17 protein-coding genes are annotated in these 23331 nt (G+C 69.9%); 4 read left to right on the top strand and 13 right to left on the bottom strand.

Annotated elements, in window-relative coordinates; all coding sequences use genetic code 11:
- Positions 1 to 559: 559 nt before the first annotated feature.
- The 9 genes from AB0L71_RS32410 to AB0L71_RS32370 form a co-directional block, all read right to left on the bottom strand.
- Positions 560 to 5344, bottom strand: a complete 4785-nt coding sequence (locus tag AB0L71_RS32410) for a type I polyketide synthase (protein ID WP_365250244.1) — start codon at positions 5342 to 5344, stop codon at positions 560 to 562.
- Positions 5325 to 6140, bottom strand: a complete 816-nt coding sequence (locus AB0L71_RS32405) for a thioesterase domain-containing protein (RefSeq protein ID WP_365250242.1) — start codon at positions 6138 to 6140, stop codon at positions 5325 to 5327. The genes AB0L71_RS32410 and AB0L71_RS32405 overlap by 20 nt, the downstream gene beginning before the upstream one ends.
- The gene (locus tag AB0L71_RS32400; protein WP_365250239.1) at positions 6137 to 6364 is read right to left on the bottom strand and encodes a phosphopantetheine-binding protein; all 228 of its coding nucleotides are present in this window, start codon (positions 6362 to 6364) and stop codon (positions 6137 to 6139) included. The genes AB0L71_RS32405 and AB0L71_RS32400 overlap by 4 nt, the downstream gene beginning before the upstream one ends.
- The gene (locus AB0L71_RS32395; RefSeq protein ID WP_365250236.1) at positions 6354 to 8252 is read right to left on the bottom strand and encodes an HAD-IIIC family phosphatase; all 1899 of its coding nucleotides are present in this window, start codon (positions 8250 to 8252) and stop codon (positions 6354 to 6356) included. Before AB0L71_RS32395 ends, AB0L71_RS32400 begins: the two co-directional genes overlap by 11 nt.
- Before the next feature lie 5 nt (positions 8253 to 8257).
- Entirely contained in the window at positions 8258 to 9286 is a 1029-nt protein-coding gene (locus AB0L71_RS32390) for a 3-oxoacyl-ACP synthase III family protein (RefSeq protein WP_365250233.1), read from the bottom strand.
- Between the two features lie 39 nt (positions 9287 to 9325).
- Positions 9326 to 10354: an alpha/beta hydrolase gene (locus AB0L71_RS32385; protein WP_365250230.1), complete on the bottom strand. Its 1029-nt coding sequence runs from the start codon at positions 10352 to 10354 to the stop codon at positions 9326 to 9328.
- Positions 10351 to 11139: a 2-oxo acid dehydrogenase subunit E2 gene (locus AB0L71_RS32380; protein WP_365250227.1), complete on the bottom strand. Its 789-nt coding sequence runs from the start codon at positions 11137 to 11139 to the stop codon at positions 10351 to 10353. The genes AB0L71_RS32385 and AB0L71_RS32380 overlap by 4 nt, the downstream gene beginning before the upstream one ends.
- A gap of 245 nt (positions 11140 to 11384) precedes the next feature.
- Positions 11385 to 11546 carry a hypothetical protein gene (locus tag AB0L71_RS32375; protein WP_365250224.1) on the bottom strand — a complete coding sequence of 54 codons (162 nt, stop codon included), beginning with the start codon at positions 11544 to 11546 and terminating at the stop codon, positions 11385 to 11387.
- A gap of 258 nt (positions 11547 to 11804) precedes the next feature.
- On the bottom strand, positions 11805 to 12392 hold the full coding sequence (locus AB0L71_RS32370) for a helix-turn-helix domain-containing protein (RefSeq protein WP_365250221.1): 588 nt from the start codon (positions 12390 to 12392) through the stop codon (positions 11805 to 11807).
- A gap of 185 nt (positions 12393 to 12577) precedes the next feature.
- Between AB0L71_RS32370 and AB0L71_RS32365 the strand changes: the two genes are divergently transcribed.
- The 4 genes from AB0L71_RS32365 to AB0L71_RS32350 all read left to right on the top strand — a co-directional run bounded on the left by AB0L71_RS32365 (position 12578) and on the right by AB0L71_RS32350 (position 18485).
- Complete coding sequence (locus AB0L71_RS32365) at positions 12578 to 13780, top strand: acyltransferase (protein ID WP_365250219.1); 1203 nt, start codon at positions 12578 to 12580, stop codon at positions 13778 to 13780.
- 120 nt (positions 13781 to 13900) lie between these two features.
- Positions 13901 to 14395 carry a flavin reductase family protein gene (locus tag AB0L71_RS32360; RefSeq protein WP_365250216.1) on the top strand — a complete coding sequence of 165 codons (495 nt, stop codon included), beginning with the start codon at positions 13901 to 13903 and terminating at the stop codon, positions 14393 to 14395.
- Between the two features lie 105 nt (positions 14396 to 14500).
- Positions 14501 to 15271, top strand: a complete 771-nt coding sequence (locus AB0L71_RS32355; RefSeq protein ID WP_365250213.1) for an AfsR/SARP family transcriptional regulator — start codon at positions 14501 to 14503, stop codon at positions 15269 to 15271.
- A 229-nt stretch (positions 15272 to 15500) separates the two neighbouring features.
- Positions 15501 to 18485, top strand: a complete 2985-nt coding sequence (locus tag AB0L71_RS32350) for an AAA family ATPase (protein WP_365250247.1) — start codon at positions 15501 to 15503, stop codon at positions 18483 to 18485.
- An 854-nt stretch (positions 18486 to 19339) separates the two neighbouring features.
- Here the strand turns inward: AB0L71_RS32350 and AB0L71_RS32345 are convergent.
- From AB0L71_RS32345 to AB0L71_RS32330, 4 genes are all read right to left on the bottom strand, one after another.
- Positions 19340 to 19546: a ferredoxin gene (locus tag AB0L71_RS32345; protein ID WP_365250210.1), complete on the bottom strand. Its 207-nt coding sequence runs from the start codon at positions 19544 to 19546 to the stop codon at positions 19340 to 19342.
- Positions 19547 to 19592: 46 nt separating this feature from the next.
- Positions 19593 to 20843 (bottom strand): cytochrome P450, encoded by a 1251-nt coding sequence (locus AB0L71_RS32340; RefSeq protein WP_365250207.1) that lies wholly within the window; start codon positions 20841 to 20843, stop codon positions 19593 to 19595.
- Positions 20844 to 20845: 2 nt separating this feature from the next.
- The gene (locus AB0L71_RS32335; protein ID WP_365250203.1) at positions 20846 to 22363 is read right to left on the bottom strand and encodes an FAD-dependent monooxygenase; all 1518 of its coding nucleotides are present in this window, start codon (positions 22361 to 22363) and stop codon (positions 20846 to 20848) included.
- Between the two features lie 35 nt (positions 22364 to 22398).
- Positions 22399 to 23331: KR domain-containing protein (locus AB0L71_RS32330; protein WP_365250200.1), on the bottom strand; the 933-nt coding region annotated here is incomplete at its 5' end.

Below are 23331 nucleotides of genomic sequence, written 5' to 3'. Positions count from 1 at the left end.
GGTGCGGCACTGCGGGCAGAGCTCGGCCTGCTGGGTGGCGTCGGGGCCGGAGCCCTGCGGATAGCCGCCAGGACCCGGTCCTGGAGGCCGACTCTCCCTCGAGCGCATCTCGGCCGGCGCCAACCGCCACGGCTCTCCGTAGCCGACTACGACCGTGGATCTGCTGGCGGATCCGGGACCGCCGGCCAAGGCACCACTGTGACGTGGAGAAGACCCGCGCCGAACCGGGGGCCGATCCAGGCGAGTCGGCGGTGGCACGTCGAGCACACCCGCACCTGGCAGAACGTCGGCCACCGGCTCGACCGCCGCTACGAGCGGCGCATCACCGGCATCGACGCCTTCTTCGACGTAGCCGACATGATCACCACTCCCGTAGTCTGCTCCGCACGGCGTGGACGTCCCACCTGTGGGGCAACCGCCCGGACTGCCGGTCATGACCAACGCTCGTCCGTGAGACCTCTGATCCTCCGGTCCCGTACCGGGGCCGGAGGATCAGGATGTTCGGGGCAGGGGGCAGGGGGCAGGGGGCAGGGGGCAGCGGGGGAGGGGACTCGGCGGGCTACACCTGCTCGTGGTCCCAGGCCGGCTCACTGCTGAGCATCCGGGACAGGTCCCTCGGGGTCGGATGGTCGAAGACTGCCGTCACCGAGATTTCGACGCCGGTCACCGTGCTCAGCTCGTTGCGCAACTGCAAGGCCATGAACGACGAGAAACCCATGTCCAGGAAACGCTCGTCTGCGCCGACGGTGTCGTGGGCCCCCCGGTCGAGGACGATCGAGGTCCGCTCGCGCACCAGCCGAAGCAGCAGCCGTTCCCGGTCGCCTGCGGGTGACTTGGCCAGCAGCAGGCGCAGTGACTCGGGCTCAAGCGGCAGCGTGGGCAGCCCCGCTGCCTCGTCATCGGCGTGGGTGCCGGAGCCGCCGTCCCGGACATCCAGGTGCGCGACTGCCTCCGGCAGCCGGCGCAGGAGAGGCGCGAGTCCGGACGCGCCGAGCTTCGGGGCGAGCAGCGCCCAGTCGGCGTCCACGGTGATGAGCGCGGGTGAGTCGTGTGTGGCGTCCTTGGCGAGCGCTGCCACCACCAGCGGCAGATGCACTGGGCGGACCCCGGTCAGCTCCTGGTGGCCGGCACAGCCGTGCGTCCACGGGCCGATGGTGACGGACTTCGCGGGCAGCCCAGCCGCGCGGCGTTGTTCGGCCAGGGCATCGAGGAATGCGCTCGCGGCGAGATCCACGGCTCGGCCCCGGGCACCAGGGCCCGCGGTGGCAGGTGACAGCAGGAACAGTGTGGGTATGTGCCCGTCCCCGTCCGGGCCCGACGTCAGTTCGTGCAGGGCGAGGGCGGCTGCGGTAGTGCCGTCGAGCACGCGAGCCGCCTGTTCCGTATCGAGGTCGGCCAGGAGCTGGTCGCCTGCCGACGCTCGCGTGTGCACCACGGCGGAGAGCGGACGGTCCCGCGGCAGCCGGTCACGGAGCCCGGCGAGCGCCGCGACATCCGTGAAGTCGCAGGTCGCCACGGTCACCTCGATGCCCAGAGCGAGGAGTTCGGCCTCGGCCTCGACGGTCAGGGACTGCCCGGAGCCACCTGGGGACTGGACGAGGAGGACATGCCGCGCACCGTTGGCCAGCCGGAGCGCGGCCGAGAGGCCGAGGTCGTCGAAGGCCCCGGCATCCGCAGTCGACTGCGCGCCCGCGTCGACCGTGACGAGCACTGTGCTGTCGACGCGCTGCCGTGGCGCGGTCCGTCCCTTGCCCAGGGGGGCGTGCAGCACCCGGCGTACGTGATTGCCGCTGGCGCGGACCGCCAGTTGGTTCTCGCCACCGTGCCCGGCCAGCGCGACGGCGGTCCGGGCGGCGGCGCGGTCGTCGAGCAGGGCGGGGAAGTCGATCAGCCCGCCCCACCGCTCGGAGTGTTCGAGCGCGACGGCGTGCCCAATGCCCCACAGCCGGGCCCCGTCCGGGTCGCCCGCACCGTCGGAGGCGTCCACGGACACGGCGCCACGGGTGCCGATCCACAGCCGGGCCGACGGCAGGTCAGTCGCTACTTCCCGAACCAACTCAAGCGTGGGACCGACGCCGGTCAGCAGCGACAGCACACCCTCGACGTCAGCTCCGCCGTCCTGCGCAACGGCGTCCAGCACGCCGGCGGCTTCGGGCCGTTCGTCCGGCCTGGCCACCACGGTGGCCCGTGCCCCTGCCTGGCGCACCGCATTGGCGGCCCAGTCCGCGAGGGCGCCCTCCGCGGCGCTGTCCGGCCCGGTGACGATCACCCAGTGACCGGACAGTGCCGCGGCGCCGCCGTCCGTGAGACCTTCCCAGCCGGTGCGGTACCACCAGCTGGCGCTGCGCCGGTACGCGGAGAGCTGCGGCAGGATGGACCGGAGCGCTGGATGGTCCTCCGCGTCCAGTGCCAGCACCTCGCTCAGCGCGTCGAGATCGGATTCTGTGATCGCCGACCAGAACGCGTCGTCGGCGGCACCGGAGCCCGCCGCCCCACCCCTGCCCGGCGTCTCCTCGACCGTGTCCAGCCAGTGACGCCGCCGCTGGAACGCATAGGTGGGCAGGTCGACATGGCCAGTCGGCGCACCATCCAGGACGGTTTTCCAGTCCATGGCCGCACCGTAGGTGTGCAACTGCGCCACGGCGGCCATCAGGCTCTGGCCCTCCGGCCGGTCGCGGCGCAATGCCGGGACGAACACGGCCTGCTCCGCGGCGGCATCGGCCCGCGCGGCGGTCTGAGCGAGTGGCGTGAGTACCGCGTCGGGCCCGAGTTCCAGGAAGACTCCGGCACCGCTCTCGCGCAGCGCGCGTACGCCGTCGCCGAAGCGGACCGTGCCGCGGGCGTGCCGTACCCAGTACTCGGGATCCGTGAGCAGCCCGGGCCCCGCAACCGCCCCGGTCAGGTCGGACACCACAGTCAGCATCGGCTCGTGGTAGTCGACCGAAGCGGCGACCAGACGGAACTCCGGCAGTATCGGGTCCATCAGCGGCGAGTGGAAGCCATGAGCGACCCGCAGCCGCTTGGTCTTGACGCCCTGTTTGCGCAGCAGCGTGGCGGCTCGGCGCAGCTCTTCCATGTCGCCGGACAGGACCGTCGCGTCGGGCCCGTTGACCGCGCCGATGGCGATCCCCGCGAACTTCTCGAAGAGCGGAAGCAGTGCCTCCTCGGACGCTTGGACTGCCAGCATGGTGCCGCCCGGCGGCAGTCTGTGCATCAACCGGCCGCGGGTGGTGATCAGCCGTGCGGCGTCGGCGAGCGAGAAGACGCCGGCCAAGTGGGCGGCGCAGATCCCGCCGACCGAGTGCCCGATGAGCTGTCTCGGCCGGATGCCCCACTGTTCCAGCAGCCGGTAGAGGGAGACCTCAAGGGCGAAGAGCGCCGGCTGGGCCCAGTCGGTGCGGTCGAGGAGTCCGGCCTCCGGACTGCCGGGCGCTGCGAACAGGACATCGCGCAGCGGCCGTTCGAGGTGCGGATCGAGGGCTGCGCACGTCTCGTCGAGGGCGCGGGCGAACGTGGGTAGATCGTTGTACAACTCACGCCCCATACCCGGGCGTTGGGATCCCTGCCCGGTGAACAGGACGGCGGGGCAGGACTCGTCGCCCGGGCGGCGGACACCTCGTACGACATCGGGCGCGCTCCGCCCGGCGGCCAGCCGGGCCAGGCCGAAGCGCAGGGACTCGGTGTCCCGGCCGACGACTGCGGCACGGTGATCGAAGGCGCTGCGCCCGGTAGCCAGCGCACGGGCCACGGCAGCCGGGTGCGGGGCCGGGCAGGCTGCGGTGCCTGACCCGGCAGTGCTCTCGAGCAGGCGCACCGCCTGGGCGCGTACCGCGTCGGCGGACCGGCCCGAAAGGAGCCAGGGCAACACAGCAGGCGCCGCGGATCCGTGGGGGGCGTCCTCGGTCGCCCCGGTAACCGCCCGCGGTGCGGGGGCCTCCTCCACGATCACGTGCGCGTTGGTGCCGCTGATGCCGAAGGAGGACACGGCGGCGCGGCGCGGCCGGTTGCCGTCGCGCCGCCACGGCCTTGCCGCGGAGAGCAGCTTCACCTTCCCCGCCGACCAGTCGACGTGCGGTGACGGCTGCTCGGCGTAGAGGCTGCGCGGCAGGACTCCGTTGCGCATGGCCATCACCATCTTGATGACGCCGCCTACTCCGGCGGCCGCCTGGGTGTGTCCGATGTTCGACTTGAGGGAGCCGAGCCAGGCGGGGCGGTCGGTGGGGCGGCCCGGCCCATAGGCGGCGATCAGGGCGCGAGCCTCGATCGGGTCGCCGAGCGTGGTACCTGTGCCGTGTCCCTCGATCGCGTCGATCCGGTCGGCGGTCAGCCCGCTGTCGGCGAGTGCCTGGCCGATCACCCGTTCCTGGGACGGGCCGTTGGGCGCCGTGAGGCCGTTGCTCGCGCCGTCCTGATTGACCGCGGAGCCGCGGACGACCGCGAGGACGGGGTGACCGAGCCGTTGTGCGTCCGAGAGCCGTTCGATGAGGAGGACGCCTGCGCCCTCGCTCCAGCCCGCCCCGTCGGCGGCCGCCGAGAACGCCTTGCAGCGGCCGTCGGGCGCGAGCCCGCGCTGGCGGCTGAACTCGACGAACACGCCCGGAGTCGACATCACACTGACCCCGCCCACCAATGCCAGCGGGCACTCGCCCGCGCGCAGTGCGCGGATGGCGAGGTGCAGTGCCGTGAGGGAGGAGGAGCAGGCAGTGTCGACGGAGACGGCGGGGCCCTCCAGGCCCAGTGTGTACGAGATCCGTCCGGAGGCCACGCTGCCCGCGCTGCCGCTGCCGATGTACCCTTCGTACCCGTCAGGGACGGGCCGCAGCCTGCTGGCGTAGTCGTCGTACATGACCCCCATGAACACACCGGTGCCGGTGCCGCGCAGCGTGACGGGGTCGATTCCGGCCCGTTCGATCGCCTCCCAGGAGGTCTCCAGGAGCAGCCGCTGCTGCGGGTCCGTGGCCGCCGCCTCCCGAGGGCTCAGACCGAAGAACTCGGCGTCGAAGTCGGCAGCGTCGTAAAGAAATCCGCCCTGCCGGGTGTACGACGTACCGACCGCATCCGGGTCGGGGTTGTAGAGCTTCTCCACGTCCCAGCCGCGGTCGGTGGGGAAAGGACCGATCGCGTCGGTGCCGCTCGCGACGAGCTCCCACAGCTCCTCAGGGCTGCGCACCCCGCCGGGGAAGCGGCAGGCCATGCCGGTGATGGCAATCGGCTCCCGGTCCCGCTCCTGAACCGCGCGCAGCCGTTGGCGGGTCTCGTGCAGGGCGACCGTCGTCCGCTGTAGATAAGCGACAAGCTTGGCTTCGTTGTCGGTGGTCTCGGTGTCAGCTGTGTTGCCCGTCACGGGCGCTCAACTCCTTTGCCGAGGAGGGCGCGAGCAGCCTGCTGAGAAGCCCGGTGACCGCTCCGCTGTGTTTCCTGGTGAAAAAATGGCCGCCGGGCATCATGTGCACCCGACAGCCCGCGTCGGTGTAGCGGTCCCACGCGGCCGCTCCCTCCGCGGTGAGGAGGGGGTCCTGGGAGCCGGCGAGCACATGGATCGGGCAGGGCAGTGGCGAGCTGTCGTGCGCCCACTCCGAAAGGCCGCTGCCGAGTAGCAGATCGGCGCGGAGCAGAGCGGCGGCCGTGGCCAGCCATTCCCTGTACCGCAGCACCAGCTCGGGGATCCCGCCCACCTCGATCATCCACTGGATCAGCTCCGCGTCCGATGCGTCCCGCACCATTGCGACGGGCCATTCCAGGTGTGGCGGGGGCATCGCGCCCACCGCTAGCAACTCCGGTGTTCGCGCGCCCCTGCGATGCCGGTGGTCCGCGAGGGCGTACCCGATCAGGCCGCCCATGCTGTGGCCGTAAAAGGCGTGCGGCAGCTCGAGCAGCGGGCCGAGCTCGGTGTCGAGGTCGGCGAGGAGCGCGTCCGGCTCGCGGTGGGCGGGCCGGACGGCCAGGTGCTCGCGCCCGGGCAACTGTACGGGCACGACCGCCACATCGGCGGGAAACGCCCGTTGCCAGCCGACGAAGCTGGACGCGGCTCCGCCCGCGTGGTGGAAGCACAGCAGCCGGATCCGGGCCGAGCTCGGGTCCGGCTGTCGCGGCAGCACGTACGTGGTGCCGTACGGGGTGCGTCCCGCGCCGACGGTCATGCCCCCGCCGTCAGCACGTGGTAGATGTCTGCCAGGCTTCCCGACTCCAGCACCTGGGGCAGAGAGATCCGGCGACCCGTCTCGCGCTCGAGTGCGGTGAGCAGCACGAGCAGCTGGAGCGAATCCCAGCCTGGCAGTTGATCGAAGCCGAGCGCCGCGTCGTCGACGGTGACCGGCAGTCCGGTCTCGTCCCCCACCAGGTCGACGAACTGGTCAATGGTCATCACGGTCGGTTCCTTTCGGGCCCTCGATGGATCGGGTGAGCCGGACGTGGATGGGCGGTCCGGCGATCTCGGCCAGGTCATGGCGGAAGACCAGTCCGTCGTCGGCAGTGGCACCTGCTGCCCGGGGCTGCGCCACGAAGCCGTTGCGTGCGTAGAAGTCGCGTACCTTGCCGTTCTTCCCGGACGCCCGATAGCTGCCTACGACCTCCCGCGCGCCGTGGACGCGGGCGTGCTCGAGCACCGCGCTCAGGCATGCCTGCTCGATGCCGCGGGAGAACACCCGGCAGCTGAGCACAAAGTTGTCGATACGCCATACGGGCCCTTCGGCGGCCAGGAAGACGGCCCCCACCACGCCGTTGTTGCCGAACCTGTCGCTGGAGCGGATGGTGAGCACCTGGACGTCGGGAGAGTCCGCGAGCGCCTGGACGTCGGTCTGCTGCAGCCGTCGCGTGGTGAGGTTGAACTGATTGGTGCGCAGTGTGATCTGGGAGACCCGGGCCAGGTCAGCCGGGCGGGCCGTGGCCAGTTCGACGGTCACGTCCAGTTCGCGCAGATAGTGGTCGAGCGAGGAGAAGCTGTCCAGGAAGTCCTTGCGGACCAGCTCCTCGCGGTAGCGTTCCGGGCGCTTGAGGTCGTCCGTGGTGACGTCCGGCACGGCGAACCAGTCGTCCGCGAGGAGCCTTTCCACGTGCAGGGCGGGATCGTCGTCCAGGTGCAGCACGGTGACCTCGGGCAGTTCCCGGCGCACCAGGCCGCATTCGTACGCGCTGTCGTCGGCGAACACGAAACTGTCGATGCCCAGATTGAGATCGCCGGCGAGCGCGTGCAGGTTCTCGTGCTTGGGTGCCCAGTTGGCCACGATCCGGACGAAGTCGTCCTCGCGCAGTGTCATGTCGGGGTGCTCGCGAAGCACCTGCATCACCGACTCGATGTCGTTCTTGCTGACGGCGGCGAGCAGCACGCCTTGGCCGGCGAGCTGCTTGGCCGTGCGCTGCAGGGCTCGAAATGCCTCACCGCGGTAGCTGCCCGCCACCTCGATGCCCTCGATCCCGTCGTCCCCGAGGACCCCGCCCCAGGTTGTGTTGTCCAGGTCCAGGACGAGAGCCTTCTTCGCCCGACCCGACAACCCGCGGATCAGATGGGCCAGTTCACGGGCATAACGCCCGGTCACCTCTGGGGAGAGTTGGGTCTTGGCGTACGTGCCGAGGCGGGCGTCGCGCAGCGGGAGCCCGGTGCCGAGCAGCGGCTCCAGGTCGAGGACCACCAGCGAGGGCTGGTCGGTGACCAGCCGCAGCAGCCGCGCGTTGGCCTCCCGCCACACGGCACCGAGTAGCGCGCGATCACGGTGGCCGACGAGTTCGGCCATCCGGTCGCGGGGCAGCGGCAGGGTGTTGACCACCAGGGTGCCGCGCCCCACGGAGGCGAAAGCCGAGGCGAGCTCGGCGAGCAGGTCGACCTTGCCGGCAAAGACGCGTGCGACGTCGTCGGGGCGCCACTGGACGGGCACCTCGTCGAAGACGACGCCGGCGTCCAGCGCGCATACCACCAGGTCGGCCCCGGCCGAGTACAGCCCGCTTTCGGGGTCGGAGAGGTCGAAGACGTAGGAGTTGAAGTCGGCGACGTGCGGCCGCAACAGCATCCCGTGCCGGGCGAGTTCGGCCGTCAGAGGTGCGACGAGCCCGGACACGACGCTGTTGCCGGTGACGGCCACGGACACCACGGGGGTATCAGGGTGCTCCCGCAGCACATCGTCTGGGGCAGTGCGGGCCAGAAGCTGCCCCGCGCGTCGCAGCCCGGCATCGTCCGTCTCGGCGAGCAGGGTGCGCACTCGCGGGTACTCGGCGGCGACGCGACCCTGCCGGTGCAGCTCGGACAGATCCTGAGGCATACGGGTCAGAGCCTTTCGAGCGCGTAGCCGGAGACGATCCACTTGCTGGACTCGATCGCGATCCCGATGGCCCGGTCGCCGGGGCCCATCTCGGCAACGGCGCGCTCGAGCTGGAGGTAGGGAAGACCGTTGCCGGTGTTGCCGGTGTCGGCGACGCAGCTGATCTCCTTCAGGGGCAGGCCGCCGAGCCGATCCATGATCGTCCGGGTCATCCTCCCGGACAGCTGGGGTGGCAGCAGATGGGTCAGCTCACTGCGATCCCAGCCCAGTTCGTCCAGGAGTTCGTCAAGGACGTCGGCTGCCATCTCGGGCACATGCTCCTCGATGGCCTTGTAGTCCTCCACCGCGAACGGCCTGCCGTCCTGGTCGGTGGCGCCGAACCACTCGAGGGCCTGCCCCGGCGCCCGCCCGAGGCCGGTGAACCGGCTCACCGGCGAGCGCAGCACCGTCGCGCCGGGGACCGGCTCCGTGCTGAGCACCACAGCTCCCGCGCCGTCCCCGAACAGCACCATGTTGACCAGCTCGCCAGGTGGCAGGGTGTTCAGGTCGGTCTTGGGATCGAAGAAACGGGCGCAGAGATCGCCACCCATGACCAGCGCCGTGCGATGGCCGCCCGCGAGCAGCAGGAGGCATCCCAGCTCGATGGCCTGCACGGCGCCCGAGCACCCGGACTGCACCTGGTAGGTGGGGATGTTGTTGATGCCGAGCCGGTCCGCGACCATGTTCGCGGTGGTCGGCATGAGCTGGTCCGGGGTGGCGGTGTTGAGCACCACCACATCAATGTCGATAGGGCCGAGCCCGGCTCGCTCCAGGGCCTGGCGTGCCGCGGTCTCCCCCAGGTCAGCCAGCGAGTGGCTGACCCGACCGGATTCCAGGTCGACCGCGAGGTGCCGGGTACGGGTGCCGACGAACGCGTCGATCCACTGTTCCCAGATGTCGCCCATGCCGAAGTGCCCGGCCAGCGTCGCGTTGTCCACCGGAGAACCGGGGAGCGCGGTGCCGACCGAGAGTATATGAATGTCTGCGACGTCCATCCTGTCGCCTCTCTCAGTGGTGGCGTGTGGGGGAGAATGTCATGCCGACGTGGCGGCAGCGAGCATCCCGATCAGGGACTCCACGGTCCATCGCATGGTTTCTTCGACGTGCGCAGGTGAGGCATGGACGTCGTCGAACTCGTTGAGGCTCAGCCCGCGGACGTGCTTCTTCAATACGTCGATGTCGCCGACGGGGATGATCTCGTCCCGCAGGCTCACGGTGTACGCGACGGGGATCTCCAGGGCCGCCAGCTCCTGGTCGGTCAGCGCCCAGGTGCGCAGCACGTCATACAGCCGCTTCGGCTCGGTGCCGGTCAGCTGCACGAGGGTGGCCACCGTGATCTGGGGCAACTGCCGCTGCCACTCGGCGTTCGTGAAGAAGTCGCTGACGGGGGCGCCGGTCGTGACGATGCCGCGCAGGCGCTCGTCGCGGACGGCGGTGCGCAGCGCCAGATGGCCGCTGAAGCTGTTGGCTACCGCGTAGGTCCTTGTGACGTCGGCCCGGTCGGCGACCGTGTCGAGCAGCGCGGGCAGCATCCGCCAGCTGTCCGCGTCGTACGGCAGCGTGTTCTCGCCCACCCCGGGCAGTTCCGTCACGACCATCGCCATACCGAGCAGTTCGGCCTTGAGGAGGATCGGCGCCCACTGTTCCTTGGTACTGACGATGCCGCCCATCACGACGAGCAGTTTCTTCTTCGCGGCAGTGTCCAGCCCGCTGGCCCACGCCCGGAACTCCCCGCCGTCCGAGGTGACATGGACCGCCTCGATGTCGGCCTGCTGCTGCCGCCACCGCTCGAAGACGGCGAGCCGCGCCCGGTCGGCGTCCCTCCGCGCGGGCCCGTCCACGAAGGGGAACCGGGCCATGTTGTGGCAGAGGAAGGCCGGAAGCAGTTGGGAGTCGTCCCGTTCGAGCCGCTCGCCGGCCGCCGACCACTCGTGGACCCAGGAACCGGGCCCCTGCCCGTCGTGGCTCACCTGCCCGAGAACGCTTTCGTACAGCTCCTGCGGCAGATCCTGGGCCTTGGCATGGACTGTGATGAACTGCTTGAGTTCCGTGATGTCGTTCACGATCCTGCTCCCTCTGTGGGTTCGTAGCCCTCCAGACCGTCCTTGATCTCGCCGAGTACGTCCGCGGCTTCCGCACCGTCGATCACCCGGTGGTCGAAGGTGAGGCTGAGCCGCATGACAGGTGCGACGACCACCGCCCCGTCCCGCACGACGGGCCGGTCGGTGATGCGGCCCACGCCGAGCGTCACGGTGGTGCCGCCGACCGAATGGAACCCGTCCACGGGCCGGTGGCCAAGCGAGGAGACCGAGAAAGTGCCGAGCCGCTCCGCCCGTGCCGACAGCGGTCCCACGGTGCGCCGGAAGAGCCGGCTGCCGATCCAGCGGGGCACCTTGTGCAGGGCGCGCACACCGGCGAAATCGGGCAGCGTGTCGGCGTCCCCGTCCCGGTAGTGGTTTACCTGACGCTGGATCTCGTCCAGGTTCAGCCGGTCGAGCCCGGGGAAGACCGCGGACAGCACCACCCGGCGTCCGGACAGTGTCGCGTCCAACGCGAGTTTCCCGTTGACGGACGCGTACTCGGCGACGCGCGGCCGGAACCGGCCCCGCATCGCAGCGTTCGCGTGCGGATGCTCCTTGAGTACCCGTGCCGCCGTGTACAGCACATAGCTGACCACGGAGTAGCGCTGCGTCTGTGCCGCCGTACTGGCGCGATGCGCGAGGACCGCGTCCATCTCGACCTCGGTGTCCAGGTGAACGGGCGAGAACGCTCGGATCCCGGCCAGAAAGTAGAGGGTGTGCAGACGTTCACGCGCGGGCGGGGACGGACGGACGTTCGGCGTGTTCACGGAGAGGGTCCCTCCCGGGCTCCCGTAGCGGTGGGCGCTTCTGGCCCAGGACGGTGTCTTCAGCAGTCTCGGGAGGATCCCTAAAGGCGGCCTAAGCGGCCACTTGTCCGCAGGGCACCCGTCTGATCGGCAGGGCCGGTGGGGCATCGGTTCCGGCAACGCGGCGACGACCCAGTGCATTGCTTGATCGCGAGCCGGGGGGCACCCCAGGGATTCGGCGTAGTCGCACGAACTCCGGTTCGTGATCACGCGAGATCCGGAAGGGCGAGCGGGCGTCGCGCATGGCGGGCACCATGGCGCAATCCGGCCGCGATGTCCTTGGCGCCGGTCAGTCGCAGTTCCCCGACGGCCAGGTTGTTCCAGTCGCCTCGCGTGAGGTGCGTTGCCCGGGCGGCGGCAGCGTCCACGGCCGACTGGTGATCTTCGTGAGCCGGAGACACGGCCTGCGGGGCCGGACCTCGCCCCCGTACCTACGGGTGGATCAGTCGGCTCGGGTCTATCGCCCGACCGGGGATGTGCACGTGGCGACGCGCATGCCAGCAGGTGAACGATGCCGGGAAGCCGGATGCCGGAGCACCGCAGGTCCGGTCTGAAGCGGCGGGGCACGGAAACGGGGCATCAGCCACCGCTCCAGTCCCCGACCTGCTCAGCCATGTCCGGAGCCGTCAGCGCGGCACCAGGCCCCACAGGGCGAGGTCGAGCAGTCGGTCCGTGCGGTCCGCGCCCGTCGGAGAGCGCCGGGCCGCCCATGCAAGTCCGTTGACCAGCCTGAGCAGATCGGCGATCTCGACGTCTGCACGGACGGCGCCGCTGTCCTGCGCCCGGACCAGGAGCGCCTCCCCGGCGGCGAGCAGCCGCTGGTGACAGTCGGAGGGCTGCGTCGCCGCTTTGCCGAGCATGGTGGTCATCAGCGAGCCAGCGAGCCCCCGGTATGTGGTGGCGTGCTCGGCGACGGCTCGCAGCCAGTCCATGAGGGCGGCGCCGGACTCCGGGTCGTCGAGACGGGCCAGAGCCTGCGCCTGGAGGTCCTCGACGGAGTCGTGGAAGACGGCTTCCAGCAGGTCGTCGCGGGTCGGGAAGTGCCGGTACAGCGTGCCGACCCCCAGGCCGGCACGGCGGGCGATGTCCTCCAGGGACGCGTCGGTGCCGTGTTCGGCGAACGCCGCTCTGGCTGCGGTGAGCAGCCGGTCGTAGTTGCGGCGCGCGTCCGCGCGCCTGGGACGCCGCGCGGTGGACGTCTCGGTCGCATCCATTGGAAGAACTCCCCTCGTCAGTGACGGCCGACGGGCTCCGCACGGCATGAGACCGAAAATCGGAGACCCCCTCAGCTTACGTGCCTGTTTAAGTCACCGCTAAGCACCGCCTCAGCAGGAGTCGGGATCCTGCACGGAAGCGAGCCATCCGCCTCGCCACGAACGGCGAAAGGTACAAGACCGCCATGACAGCGACCGCTCCCGTGGCCGGCGGCAGCCGGCTTCCCACGCTCACCGGCATGAGGTTCATCGCCGCACTCATGGTGTTCCTCGGCCATGCCTCTGCCCAGCATCTCTTCGCCGACCCAGATGCCGACAGCAGGTACGCCCGCGTCGTGGAGGGCGCTGGATATCTCGGCGTCTCGTTCTTCTTCATCCTCAGCGGCTTCGTCCTGACCTGGTCGGCCCGGCCCGGCGACACCGTCCCCGGATTCTGGCGGCGCCGCGCGGCCAAGATCTATCCGAGCACCGTGGTGGCCGTACTCCTCGCCTGGCTGTGCCTGAGCATCACCGACCAGGCTGTTGAGGCCGACATCCTGGTGCCCAACCTGCTGCTCGTGCACACCTGGGTGCCGGACATCCCGACCTTCCTCGGGGTCAATGCCCCCACCTGGTCGCTCGGGTGCGAGGTTTTCTTCTACGCGCTCTTCCCGCTGCTGCTGCCCCTGCTGCGGCGGATCCCCGCCCGGCACCTGTGGACGGCGGCCGCGCTCGTGGTCGCCGCCATCGCCATGCTGCCGCTCGTCGCCCAACTGCTCCCCGGCACCCCGATGTTCCCTCCGCCGGTCTCCGAGTCATTCCCCCGCTTCTGGTTCGTGTACGGCTTCCCGCCCGCCCGGATCCTGGAGTTCGTCCTCGGTATTGTTATGGCACTCGTCGTCCGCTCGGGGCGCTCTGTCCGGCTCGGCATGGGCCCGGCCGCGCTGCTCGTTCTCACGGCCTTCGTCGCCATGAAGTACACCCCTATCCTCTACACCATCGTTGCGGTCAGCGTCGTTCCGCTCGCGCTGCTAGTCGCCGCAGGCGCCGTCGCCGACATCGAGGCCCGGCGCTCCCCGTTCCGGGGTCGCACAGTGCTGTGGCTCGGCGAGGCGTCGTTCGCCTTCTACCTGATCCATCAGCTGGTACTCACCTACGGACACCGGGTGTTGGGCCTTGATCGCACCTGGAGCACGCCCGGTGCGATCGGCATCCTGGTGCTCCTGCTCGCAGTGTCCGTGGTAGTGGCCGGAGTCCTCTACACCACCGTGGAGCGCCCGTCAGTGCGGCACCTTGCACGCTCCCGCAAGGACAGTGCGAGCCGGCAAGAGAAGCTGAGGGCCGCCCAGGTCGCCGTTGTGCCCGCGCCCGCGCCCGGAGCGGAGAGCGAGGTGCGCACCCCTCGCTGAGATCGTTTCGCATGGTACGTAGTTTCCCTGATGGCGTCGCCATCGAGACCTGGCAGCATCGGCACCGGACGGACACCGCAGCGCGGCGCCCGTCCGGTGACACGTATTCCTGGAGGAGACTTGACTGGCCATCGCCCCGTGTTGGTGGAATCTGCCCTGTTCCGCAGCGTGTTTCGCCGACATGCGGCCGGAGTGACCATAGTCACCGCTCAGGGCGCTCATCCTGTCGGATTCACCGCTACCTCGCTGGCCTCCTTGTCGGTAAACCCTCCTCTTCTCACCTTCGGGATCAGCGCCACCGCCTCTTCCTGGCCGGTCGTCAACGCGGCGCGTCACGTGGGCGTTCACTTCCTGGGCGAGGAGCAGGAGACGCTGGCCGCGACATTCGCACGCAGCGGCGTGGATCGTTTCGCCGCGCCCGCGTCCTGGCATCAGGGCCCCGAGGGGGTACCCGTCCTCGACGGCGTGCTGGCGCTGTTGATCTGCCGTGTGGTCAGCCGTGTGGCTGCCGGAGACCACACCCTGGTGATCGCGGAGCCGGTTCATGCGCAGCAAGGCAAGGAGGGGCAGCCACTGCTGTATCACGATGGCGGGTACGCGACGCTGCGCACCTGAACATCACGTCGCTGAGTAAAAGAGCTACCGCGGGTCCGGCAATGAAGGCGGATCCACAGGGACACGCACGGCCTCGGCCGCTTCGTCTTCATAGGGGGATGCAAGATGCGTTATGAAATCCTGGGCAACCTGCGAGTAACGGACGGGGACGAGGTGGCTGCCCTCGGGGCACGCAAGATCGAACCGTTGCTCGCCACCCTGCTGATACGCAGCGGACAGATCGTGTCAGCCTCCCATCTGATCACCGAGATCTGGGAGAACGACCCGCCCCGCCGCGCCATCGCCACCCTCCACGTCTACATCTCCCAGCTGCGCAAGTTCCTCACCGCCCTGGGCGAGACCCCCAGCTCCATCGTGACTCGCGCTCCCGGATATGTGCTCCAGCTGGGCGACTCCACGCTTGACGTGCACGAGTTCCAGCAGTTGGTGCACGAAGGACGTGGACACGCCAGGGCCCGGCGGCACACCGAGGCCTCCCGCGCCTTCTCCGCGGCGCTTGGCCTGTGGCGGGGCGACGTGCTCGGCGATCTGCGCGGGGGTCCCACCATCGAGTCCTTCTCCACCTGGGCCGAGGAGGCCAGGCTGGAGTGCACCGAGATGCTGTTCGAGGCGGATCTGGCCCGGGGTGCCCACCGCGAACTGGTCGCCCCTCTCTACCAGATCACGCTGGAACACCCCCTGCGGGAGACCTTCCACCAGTTCCTGATGCTGGCCCTCTATCGCTCAGGACGCACCAGTGAGGCCCTGATGGCCTACGAATCCGTGCGGACCAAGCTCGACACCGAGATCGGCATCATGCCGTGCCGCGCGCTGAACGAGCTTCGTCAGGCCATCCTGCTGTCGGACCCAGCGCTGGATCACGCCATCGCGGCCTGAATTCGACATCGAAGTTTCTGCAAGCCATGCCGGCAAGAATTCACGATAAAGAAATAAACCTGGAAAACCCCCTCACGGTATGCGGATGGAATCATTCCGAAAAACCGGTGACCTCCGTGATATGTGCCACTGCTTCACACCCGGCAAGCCCCTGCAAGTTACACTCGGATGACTGAAGCCCGCTTGAAATGCGGGGTCCAGTGTTGGGTGGAGGGCGGTGTTGAAGGGAATGCAAACTGTGGTTTCGGCAGGTGTCATAAGTGAAAGTCGGGAACAGTTCTGCGATATCCGGGCTGGCCAAATGTGTCAGTTCACCACCATTCTGGAAAACCTGGAAGACACGGGCGGCCTCGTCGTGGAGGTGGTAGGTGACCCTGGCTCCGGAAAGACCCGGATGCTGACGAGGTTCGCGGACGAGGCGCGGCGGCAGGGGTATCAGGTGCTCCGTACCTGCTGCACCACCGTCACCCAGAGCCATCCCTTTCGGGCGCTTGCGCAGCTGCTCAACGTCAACCCTGCGAAGTGTTCCGACAAACAGTTAGGTGAACTATTACCCCTTCTGCGCGATTTGGCCATTTCGTCAACGGATGATGTTCCGGCCCCTCCCCGGCGCAATCCTGGCGATTCCCGCTGTCTGATGCTGCACCGCCTGCGTCACCTGCTGCAGGACCACGCCAGGTCCGGCCTCGTACTCCTGATCGACGACCTGCAGTGGGCCGACCCGGGGACGCTGGAAGTGGTGGACTACCTGCTGAGCTGGCCGGTGAACGCTCCACTGATCCTCGTCGTCGCCCACCGGCCGCGCCAATCTTCCCTGCGGCTGCACAATGCCTTCGGGCACGCCGTCGGACTCGGCACGGCCCGGCGAATCGACCTCCCCTCGCTCTCGCTCGCCGAGAGCGCATACCTCACCGGACTGCGTGAGGACAGCGAGAAGCTGCTTGGACTCCACCGGGAGAGCCACGGCAACCCGCTCTATCTGCAGGCGCTGGCGGAGTCGGCGCAGCAGTCGGCGGACGCCGTCTTCGACACCCAGGGCCTGCCGCCCGGCTGGTTCTCCAGCCGGCTCCTTGCCGAGCTGGCCCAGCTCACCGCCGACGAGACATCGATCATCTCGGCGGCGGCCATGCTCGGTAGCCGCTTTGCCCTGGAGGACCTGATCGAGGTCGCCACCATGGATCCCGACCGGGCCTGCCGCGCCACCACACGCCTGTGCGAGCGGGACCTGTTCCGTGCCGCGGGCCCCGGCCACCAGCTGGCTTTCCGTCACCCCCTCATGCGTCAGGTGACGTTCAGGGACACCGACTCGTGCTGGCGCCGGGCGGCCCGCGGCAGGATCGTCGCCATGCGGGCCAGGACGGGCACCCCCGCGGTGGAGCTGGCTCCGCTGCTCGAAGAGGTGCCGCCCGCCTCCGGCGACGAGCACCGTCAGGTGCTTGCGCAGGCGGCGCACGAGATCATGGCCGCCGACCCCGCGACGGCCGTCCGCTGGATCCGTCTCGCCCTGCGCGCGGTGCCCGAGGGAGATGAGTACTCGGCCGAGCGAGTCGACCTCCTGATGACGCTGACCCGCGCCCAGGGCCTTGCCGACGCGACGCGGGGCGCCGTCCAAGTGAGCGACGAGATGCTCGCGCTGGTCCCGGCCGAGCCTCGCGCCCCGCGCGTACGGATGGTCGTCCACACTGCGCTCCTCGACTGTTCACTTGGCCGACACGATCGTGCCGGCCACCTGTTGAGCACCGAGGTCCGGCAGGTGGGCGAACCCGACACGGACGAGGCGGCCGGGTCGGCCGCCTTGCTGTCGGTCACCCGGGAACTGGTGGCCTGCGTCTCCGGTGCCCTGCCGGACGCGGACCGGCTGCGCATCGCGGTGCAGTGGGCCCGCCGGAGCGGCGACCGGGCCGTGGAGCTGGGTGCGCTGTGCCTGCTTGCTGTCCGCCAGGTGACGCTGGGACAGTCCGCCGAGGCCAGGGCGGTCGTCGACGCGTGCGCGCAGGCGGCCGACGCCCTCGTCGACACGTTGCTGGCCGGGCACCCAGAGTACCTCGGGGTCCTGGGCTGGGCCGAGTGCGTGCTGGGCCGGCCGGTACAGGCTGAGCATCATCTGCGGCGGAGCGTGATGCTCGCTGAGCGCACCCACGAGACACATCTGCTGCCCACTCTGCTCACCCAACTCGCCGCCGCATGCCACCAGTCAGGCCGGTTCGTAGAGGCCCGACGAGCCGCCGAGAGCGCCCAGCACGTGGCCCCACGCACCGGCTCCGCCCGCGCGGTGCGGTTCGCCGCAGCCCTTGAAGCGGCGATCGCCGCGCAGACCGCGCCCGACAGCGGGGCCGCGCAGCGGGCCGCGATGCTGGGCGAGGAGCTGATGGCGGTGGTGCTGGAGCCGATCGCTCACGACGGTGACTGGCACACCTCGGCGGCGCTGTGGCTGGCTGACGCGGTGCGCGACTGCGCCGATCCTGCACAGTGGGCGACGACGGTCATCGCTGCGTTCGGCGAGCCCGGACTGCTGCGCGCACCAGCCGCGTTGCGCCCACTCGCCTGCGAGATGCTGGCGGAGGCGGCGGTACGCGCCGGACGCCCCGATCCTCGCTGGGCGGATCGGGCCGAGGCCGCCGCCAGGCTGTCATCGCCCGGCCACCGGGCTCACGCCCTGGCCGCCAGGGCGCACGTGCTGACCGGTCCGGAGGCGGCGCGGCAGGCCGCCGAACGCTACGAGGAGGCCGCCCGGCTGTTCGCGAGAGCCGGGATGACCGGGCAGCAGGCCCGCACGCTGCTGCTTGCCGCGCCCCGGTTCGCCGAGGCAAGGTGCCCGTTGCGCGCCCTCGCCCTGCTGGAAAGGGCTTACGAACTCGCCCAGCGGAGCGGCTCCCTGGCCCTGCAGAAGCGCATCGTGGAACAGAGGATCCGGCTGCCGAAGCCCCCGCCCGTGCGGCGTGCCCCGCAGACACCACCGGGCCCCGGCAACCCACCGCGGTCCGTCCCGGCGCCGGCGACGCCCGAGCCGAGGACGACGACACGGCTGTCACTGCTGACGGACCGCGAACGCCAGGTCGCCGTCATCGCGGGAACCGGGAAGCGCACCCGAGAGATCGCCGAGCAGCTCCGGCTCAGTCCGCGGACCATAGAAGTCCATCTGACACGGATCTACCGGAAGTTGGGAATCAACTCACGGGCCGCGCTTGTGCACCTCATAGCCGAAATGGGCTGACCGCGGAGGGGCACGTCCGGGGCCACGGTGGTCTCCATTGTGGCCCCGGACGTATGCGCAGGAGAAAGGCCGTAATCCCCGGTGGCCGGGGCTGGCCTGGTCCCCGAGCGCACCACGCAGCGCACCGACCCCACCCACGTCGTGGCCACCATCTGCGACCTGACCCGCCTCGAACTGGTCACAAAGGCCGTGCGCGCGGCCCTGGAAGAACCGCCCACACCGCCGGCCACGCGCTGGACGGCCTGGTCGGTGAGGACTGGGGCCGCCGCTACGGCCGACCGGTACGCCTGGACAAGAACCCCACCCGGCCCAAGACCAGGATCACCACCACCGGCGAAGACGCCCGCACCCTGCTCGAACACCTCAGCCGGAGCCACCCGGCCCTGCTCGGCGGCGCGAAGGTCCAGGTCCTGTGGCAGGTCCTGCTGCAGAACTACTCCTGGGAGGGACCCCGCCGGCCGCCTGCGCCGGCGCGACGACGACGGCAGCGGTCTGCCGCCCTCGGCGAACCGGATCGACTCGCCCTATGACCCGACCGCCCGCTGTGCACGCCGCGGGCAGGTCACCCGCTGGACGGGATTCCTCGCGCATGTGACCGATACCTGCTCCGGCGACGGCCCCAACGTGATCACAGATGTGGCCACGACATCCGCCAGGTCCTGCCCGGCATCCACACCGGACTGGAACGCCGGAGCCTGTACCGAACGCCTCAGCCGACAGCCCCCGGCGAAGAGGCGTCGCCACGGCCACCGACAGCCTTCCAGTACTACCTCGACCAGCAAAGCCTTCCGCGGATCCATTCCTGGCGACCATCAGCTGGCGCGGCAGCGACCAAGATCCCCGACAGGGCCAGGTCAGCCGGAGTGCACTTCCTCCTCCAGGAGGATGGCCCGTTCGGGGCAGGCCCTGGCACCGCGCCGCGCGGCATCCTCTGCCCCGGCCACCACCACGAACTCTCCCATGTCGTTCGTGCCGAGATCGCTCACCTCATAGACCCCAGGAGCCAGCGCGGCACACATGCCGTGGCCCATGCACAGGTCCTCTTCAACACGGCCTCTCATTCTCACGGTCCTTTCCGTTCGGGCTTCTGTGCCTTCATCCTCGGGTTCAGGCGATCGGGGCGGCCTCGTCGAAGACGAGGTCGAGGTTGAACAGGCCGCGGGTCGGCGAGTAGTGCCGGATCGGCCGGCTGCCCGGAGCCTGGCGATAGGCCGGCAGGCGGGCGTGCCACTCCTCCAAGGCGATCTGGATGATGCGGCGGGCCACGTGCATCCCCAGGCATCGGTGTGGACCGACACCGAAGGCCAGTTGACGGGTCGTCTCCCGATCGAAGTTCACTTCGTGCGGGTTCTCGAAGACATCCGGGTCCAGACCCGACATGCCCCACGCCAGGAGGACCCGGTCTCCCTTGCGCATCGTGACACCGTGCCGTTCCACGTCCTGGGTGACCAGGCGCCCGGTGGAGGACACCGGCTCGTGGCGGATGAGTTCCTGGACGATGGCCGGGATCTTCTCCGGCTCGGCGACGATGAGCTTCTGTGTCTCGGGGTGCCTGCTCAGATAGTCGAACACCATGCTCAGCGCGGCCGTCGTGCTGTCCAGGCTGGCCAGCATGGAGACGAAAAGAGCGTTGACCATCTCATCCTGCGTCGGCGGCCGGCCGTCATAAGTAGTGCGCAGCATCTGGCTGATGACGTCGCGACGGCCCTCGGTTCCCTCCGCCCTGCGCCGGTCGATCGCGTCGCTGAAGAAGGTCCACAAGGGCTGGTTCGCCTCGCGCAGTTCCTCGTCGGTGCGGGCGTTGGGGATACCCTCGCGGCGCAGCCAGTTCTTATGGTCGAGCAGGGGCTTGAGGTACTCCCGGCCGATCCCGAAGTTGATGAGGAAGGTCTCGGCGGGCAGAGCGACGGCAAACGCGGAGACGAACTCGCACGAGTCGCGGCCCTGGATCATGGCGATGGCGTCCACCGCCGCCTGCCGTATGTGAGGCGTGAAGTGATTGACCACACCGGGGTTGAACAGGCTCGACAGAGTCTGGCGCCACTTTCGGTGCTCTTCGCCGTCGAGCTGGATCGGGATCTGCTTCCCTGGGAAGATCTGTCGGTGCGGGATGGCGAGTTCGGCGCTGGAGAAGATCTCCGGGGTGCGCGCCGCCCATTCGATGTCCTCGTACCGGGTCAGGATCCAGAAGCCGCCGGCCTCCTCCGAGCGGGCGATCGGGGTGGCTTCGCGCATCTTCTCCCAGTGGGAGACCGGGTCCTGCTGGAGCCAGGGCTGGTAGAGACTCCAGGACCGGGTCCGCTCCTCGAGCGAGACCGGGCACTTGGGCGTGTTCCCGTCCAGAGCCGTGTCCGCCATCTTCATTCCCTTCCCGTCGCGGGCGCGCCCGGTTCGCCGAACCAGGTCCGCAGCGCGGATTCGATTCCCTTGCCGTCCGATTCCCCACCGCCGGCCCAGGCGATGTGCCCGTCGGGGCGGAGCAGCACCGCCGGGGCCCCGATCTCCGGTGCCGGCTCTGCCGTCACCATGTCCACCCGGTCCGCCCAGCCGTCGGGCCACGGACCTGCCTCCGCGCCGCCGGTCAGGTCGAGCAGCACGCCACGGCCGCCGCGCAGCAGCGCGCCGACGCTGGTCGCACCCGCCTTCGTGGTCAGCGCCACGTCGCGCACGGGGTAGCCGGTCAGGGGGTGCGGCTCGCCCTTGACCGGGTCGCGGGCCAGGACAGCACCCGCCGACGGGTAGCCGAAGGCAGCGGTCGCCTCCATCAGGTACTGGTTCACCGATCCGTACCGGATCAGTTCGCTGAGCATGTCCCGCAGCGGCGTCATCTCGGCCAGCGGGTGCATCAGGCTCATCTGGGCCCGGGAGTGGCGGGCGACGAGCTCACCGACCGGGTGCCGTTCGGCCTGGTAGGTGTCGAGCAGGCCGGGTGGCGCCCAGCCGTGCAGGGTGGCGGCCAGCTTCCAGCCGAGATTGAACGCGTCGTGCAGGCTGGTGTTGAGGCCCTGCGTCCCGGAGACGAACAGCTGGTGCGCGGCCTCGCCGGCCAGAAAGACGTTGCCCTCCCGATACCGCTCGGCCAGCCTCGTGCGGCCTCCGTAGCGGTACGAGAAATGGGTGGCGGCAATCTCAACTTCACGCCCCCGGACCCGGCCCACAGAGGCCAGAAGTTCCTCGGGGGTCACGGGACCGGCATCCGGATCGGGCTCGGTGTCGAACTCGATCGTCATCAGCCGGGTTGTGCCCGGCCGCAGCGGCAGGGCTCCGAAGACACCGTTCTCGTGCAGTCCGCTCTCGAACAAGTCGTGGTCGCCGCCGGTCAGTTCGACGTCCGCGAGCACCCCGTAGTAGCTCTTGCCGCTGCCGGGGAAGGGGATGCCTGCCACGCGGCGCACCGCGCTGTCCGGGCCGTCGCAGCCCACCAGGTAGCGGCCGCTGATCCGGTACGGTCCGTCCGCCGCCCGGACGTGCACACTCACCCCGGCGTCGTCCTGCGTGAATCCGGTGACCTCGCTGCCCCGGCGCACCTCCACGCCCAGTTCGGTGACCCACTCTTCGAGGAGGCGCTCTGCACGCCACTGCGGATACGCGTGGGTGTACTCGCGCTCGTCGACCTCGGTGAGGTCGAGCCACAGGAAGCCGAAGGGCGTGCGCGGCCATGTGAAGATGTCGCCCGGGGCAATGCGGTCGGCGAGGCCGCGCAGTCTCAGCAGATCGAGGGAACGGCTGTGGATCGCCATGCCCGCCGAGAACTCCTCGATCCCCTCTCTCCTGTCCAGGACGACGGCCTGGACACCCGCCAACGCCAGTTCGCCTGCCAGCAGCAGGCCGGTGGGGCCGCCGCCGGCGACGACGACCCTCTCGCTCGTTTCCGTCATTCGGGCTCCTCTGGTTGCGCGGTCGGGGGTTGGCCTCAGGAGAGGCCGAGCTCCGAGTCGATGAACTCGAAGATCTCGTCGTCGGTGGCCTGGTCGATCGTGGCGCCGACGGCCTCGTCCGCGGGGCCGCCGGCCCCGATCGCCTCCAGGGACTGCAGAGCCTCCCGCAGCTGGGCCGCCAGCAGGTCCCTGGTCTGTGGGTCGGGCACGTCGGCTCCGGCCGCGGTCAGCCGTTCCAGGCCGGCGAGAATCGACTGAACGTCAGCGGGACCGGCGGCATCCGTGCCGTTGTCCGGCAGGAGGTCGAGGAGCAGCCGCTCCGCCAGTGCCGTGGGCGTGGGGAAGTCGAAGACGAGCGTGACGGGCAGGCGCAGTCCCGACGCAGTATTGAGCCGGTTGCGCAGTTCCACGGCGGTGAGGGAGTCGAAGCCGATCTGCTTGAACGCCTTGCCCGGCGAAACCGATTCGGGCCCGGTGAGGCCGAGGACCGCGGCGACCTGGCGACGCACGAGATCCAGCAGCCGCTGCGACCGCTCCGCCGCGGGCACGGCGGCGAGGTCGGCGGCGAGCGAGGCTGGTGCCGCCACGTCCGCGTCGGCCGCGGCGCGGCGGACGGTGGTGTGCACCAGACCGGTCAGGAGCGGCGGCAGCGTGCCTTGCCTGGCGTGTCTGCGCAGCGCGGTCATGTCGAGCGGGACGGGCAACAGGACGGGTTCGGCGGCCGTGAGTGCGTGGTCGTAGAGGTCGAGGCCCTGTTGGGTGCTGATCGGGGTGAGTCCGAGGCGGGACATACGGGCCAGGTCGGCTTTGTCCAGGTGTCCGGTCATGCCGCTGGTCTCGGACCACAGGCCCCAGGCGAGGGATGTGGCGGGCAGGCCGGAGGTGTGCCGGTGCTGGGCGAGTGCGTCCAGGAAGGTGTTGGCGGCTGCGTAGTTGGCCTGTCCGGGGTTGCCGAGGGTGCCGGCGAT

This window comes from Streptomyces sp. NPDC052052, assembly GCF_040680455.1.
Lineage (GTDB): Bacteria > Actinomycetota > Actinomycetes > Streptomycetales > Streptomycetaceae > Streptomyces.
This window is presented reverse-complemented; position numbering and strand designations above follow the sequence as displayed.

Excerpts from the sequence above, each read along its gene's own strand:
- AB0L71_RS32405 (WP_365250242.1), bottom strand. The coding sequence starts at position 6,140 with ATGACCGTCGGCGCGGGACGCACCCCGTACGGCACCACGTACGTGCTG.
- AB0L71_RS32400 (WP_365250239.1), bottom strand. The coding sequence starts at position 6,364 with ATGACCATTGACCAGTTCGTCGACCTGGTGGGGGACGAGACCGGACTG.
- AB0L71_RS32395 (WP_365250236.1), bottom strand. The coding sequence starts at position 8,252 with ATGCCTCAGGATCTGTCCGAGCTGCACCGGCAGGGTCGCGTCGCCGCC.
- AB0L71_RS32390 (WP_365250233.1), bottom strand. The coding sequence starts at position 9,286 with ATGGACGTCGCAGACATTCATATACTCTCGGTCGGCACCGCGCTCCCC.
- AB0L71_RS32370 (WP_365250221.1), bottom strand. The coding sequence starts at position 12,392 with ATGGATGCGACCGAGACGTCCACCGCGCGGCGTCCCAGGCGCGCGGAC.
- AB0L71_RS32365 (WP_365250219.1), top strand. The coding sequence starts at position 12,578 with ATGACAGCGACCGCTCCCGTGGCCGGCGGCAGCCGGCTTCCCACGCTC.
- AB0L71_RS32355 (WP_365250213.1), top strand. The coding sequence starts at position 14,501 with ATGCGTTATGAAATCCTGGGCAACCTGCGAGTAACGGACGGGGACGAG.
- AB0L71_RS32350 (WP_365250247.1), top strand. The coding sequence starts at position 15,501 with ATGCAAACTGTGGTTTCGGCAGGTGTCATAAGTGAAAGTCGGGAACAG.
- AB0L71_RS32345 (WP_365250210.1), bottom strand. The coding sequence starts at position 19,546 with ATGAGAGGCCGTGTTGAAGAGGACCTGTGCATGGGCCACGGCATGTGT.
- AB0L71_RS32340 (WP_365250207.1), bottom strand. The coding sequence starts at position 20,843 with ATGGCGGACACGGCTCTGGACGGGAACACGCCCAAGTGCCCGGTCTCG.
- AB0L71_RS32335 (WP_365250203.1), bottom strand. The coding sequence starts at position 22,363 with ATGACGGAAACGAGCGAGAGGGTCGTCGTCGCCGGCGGCGGCCCCACC.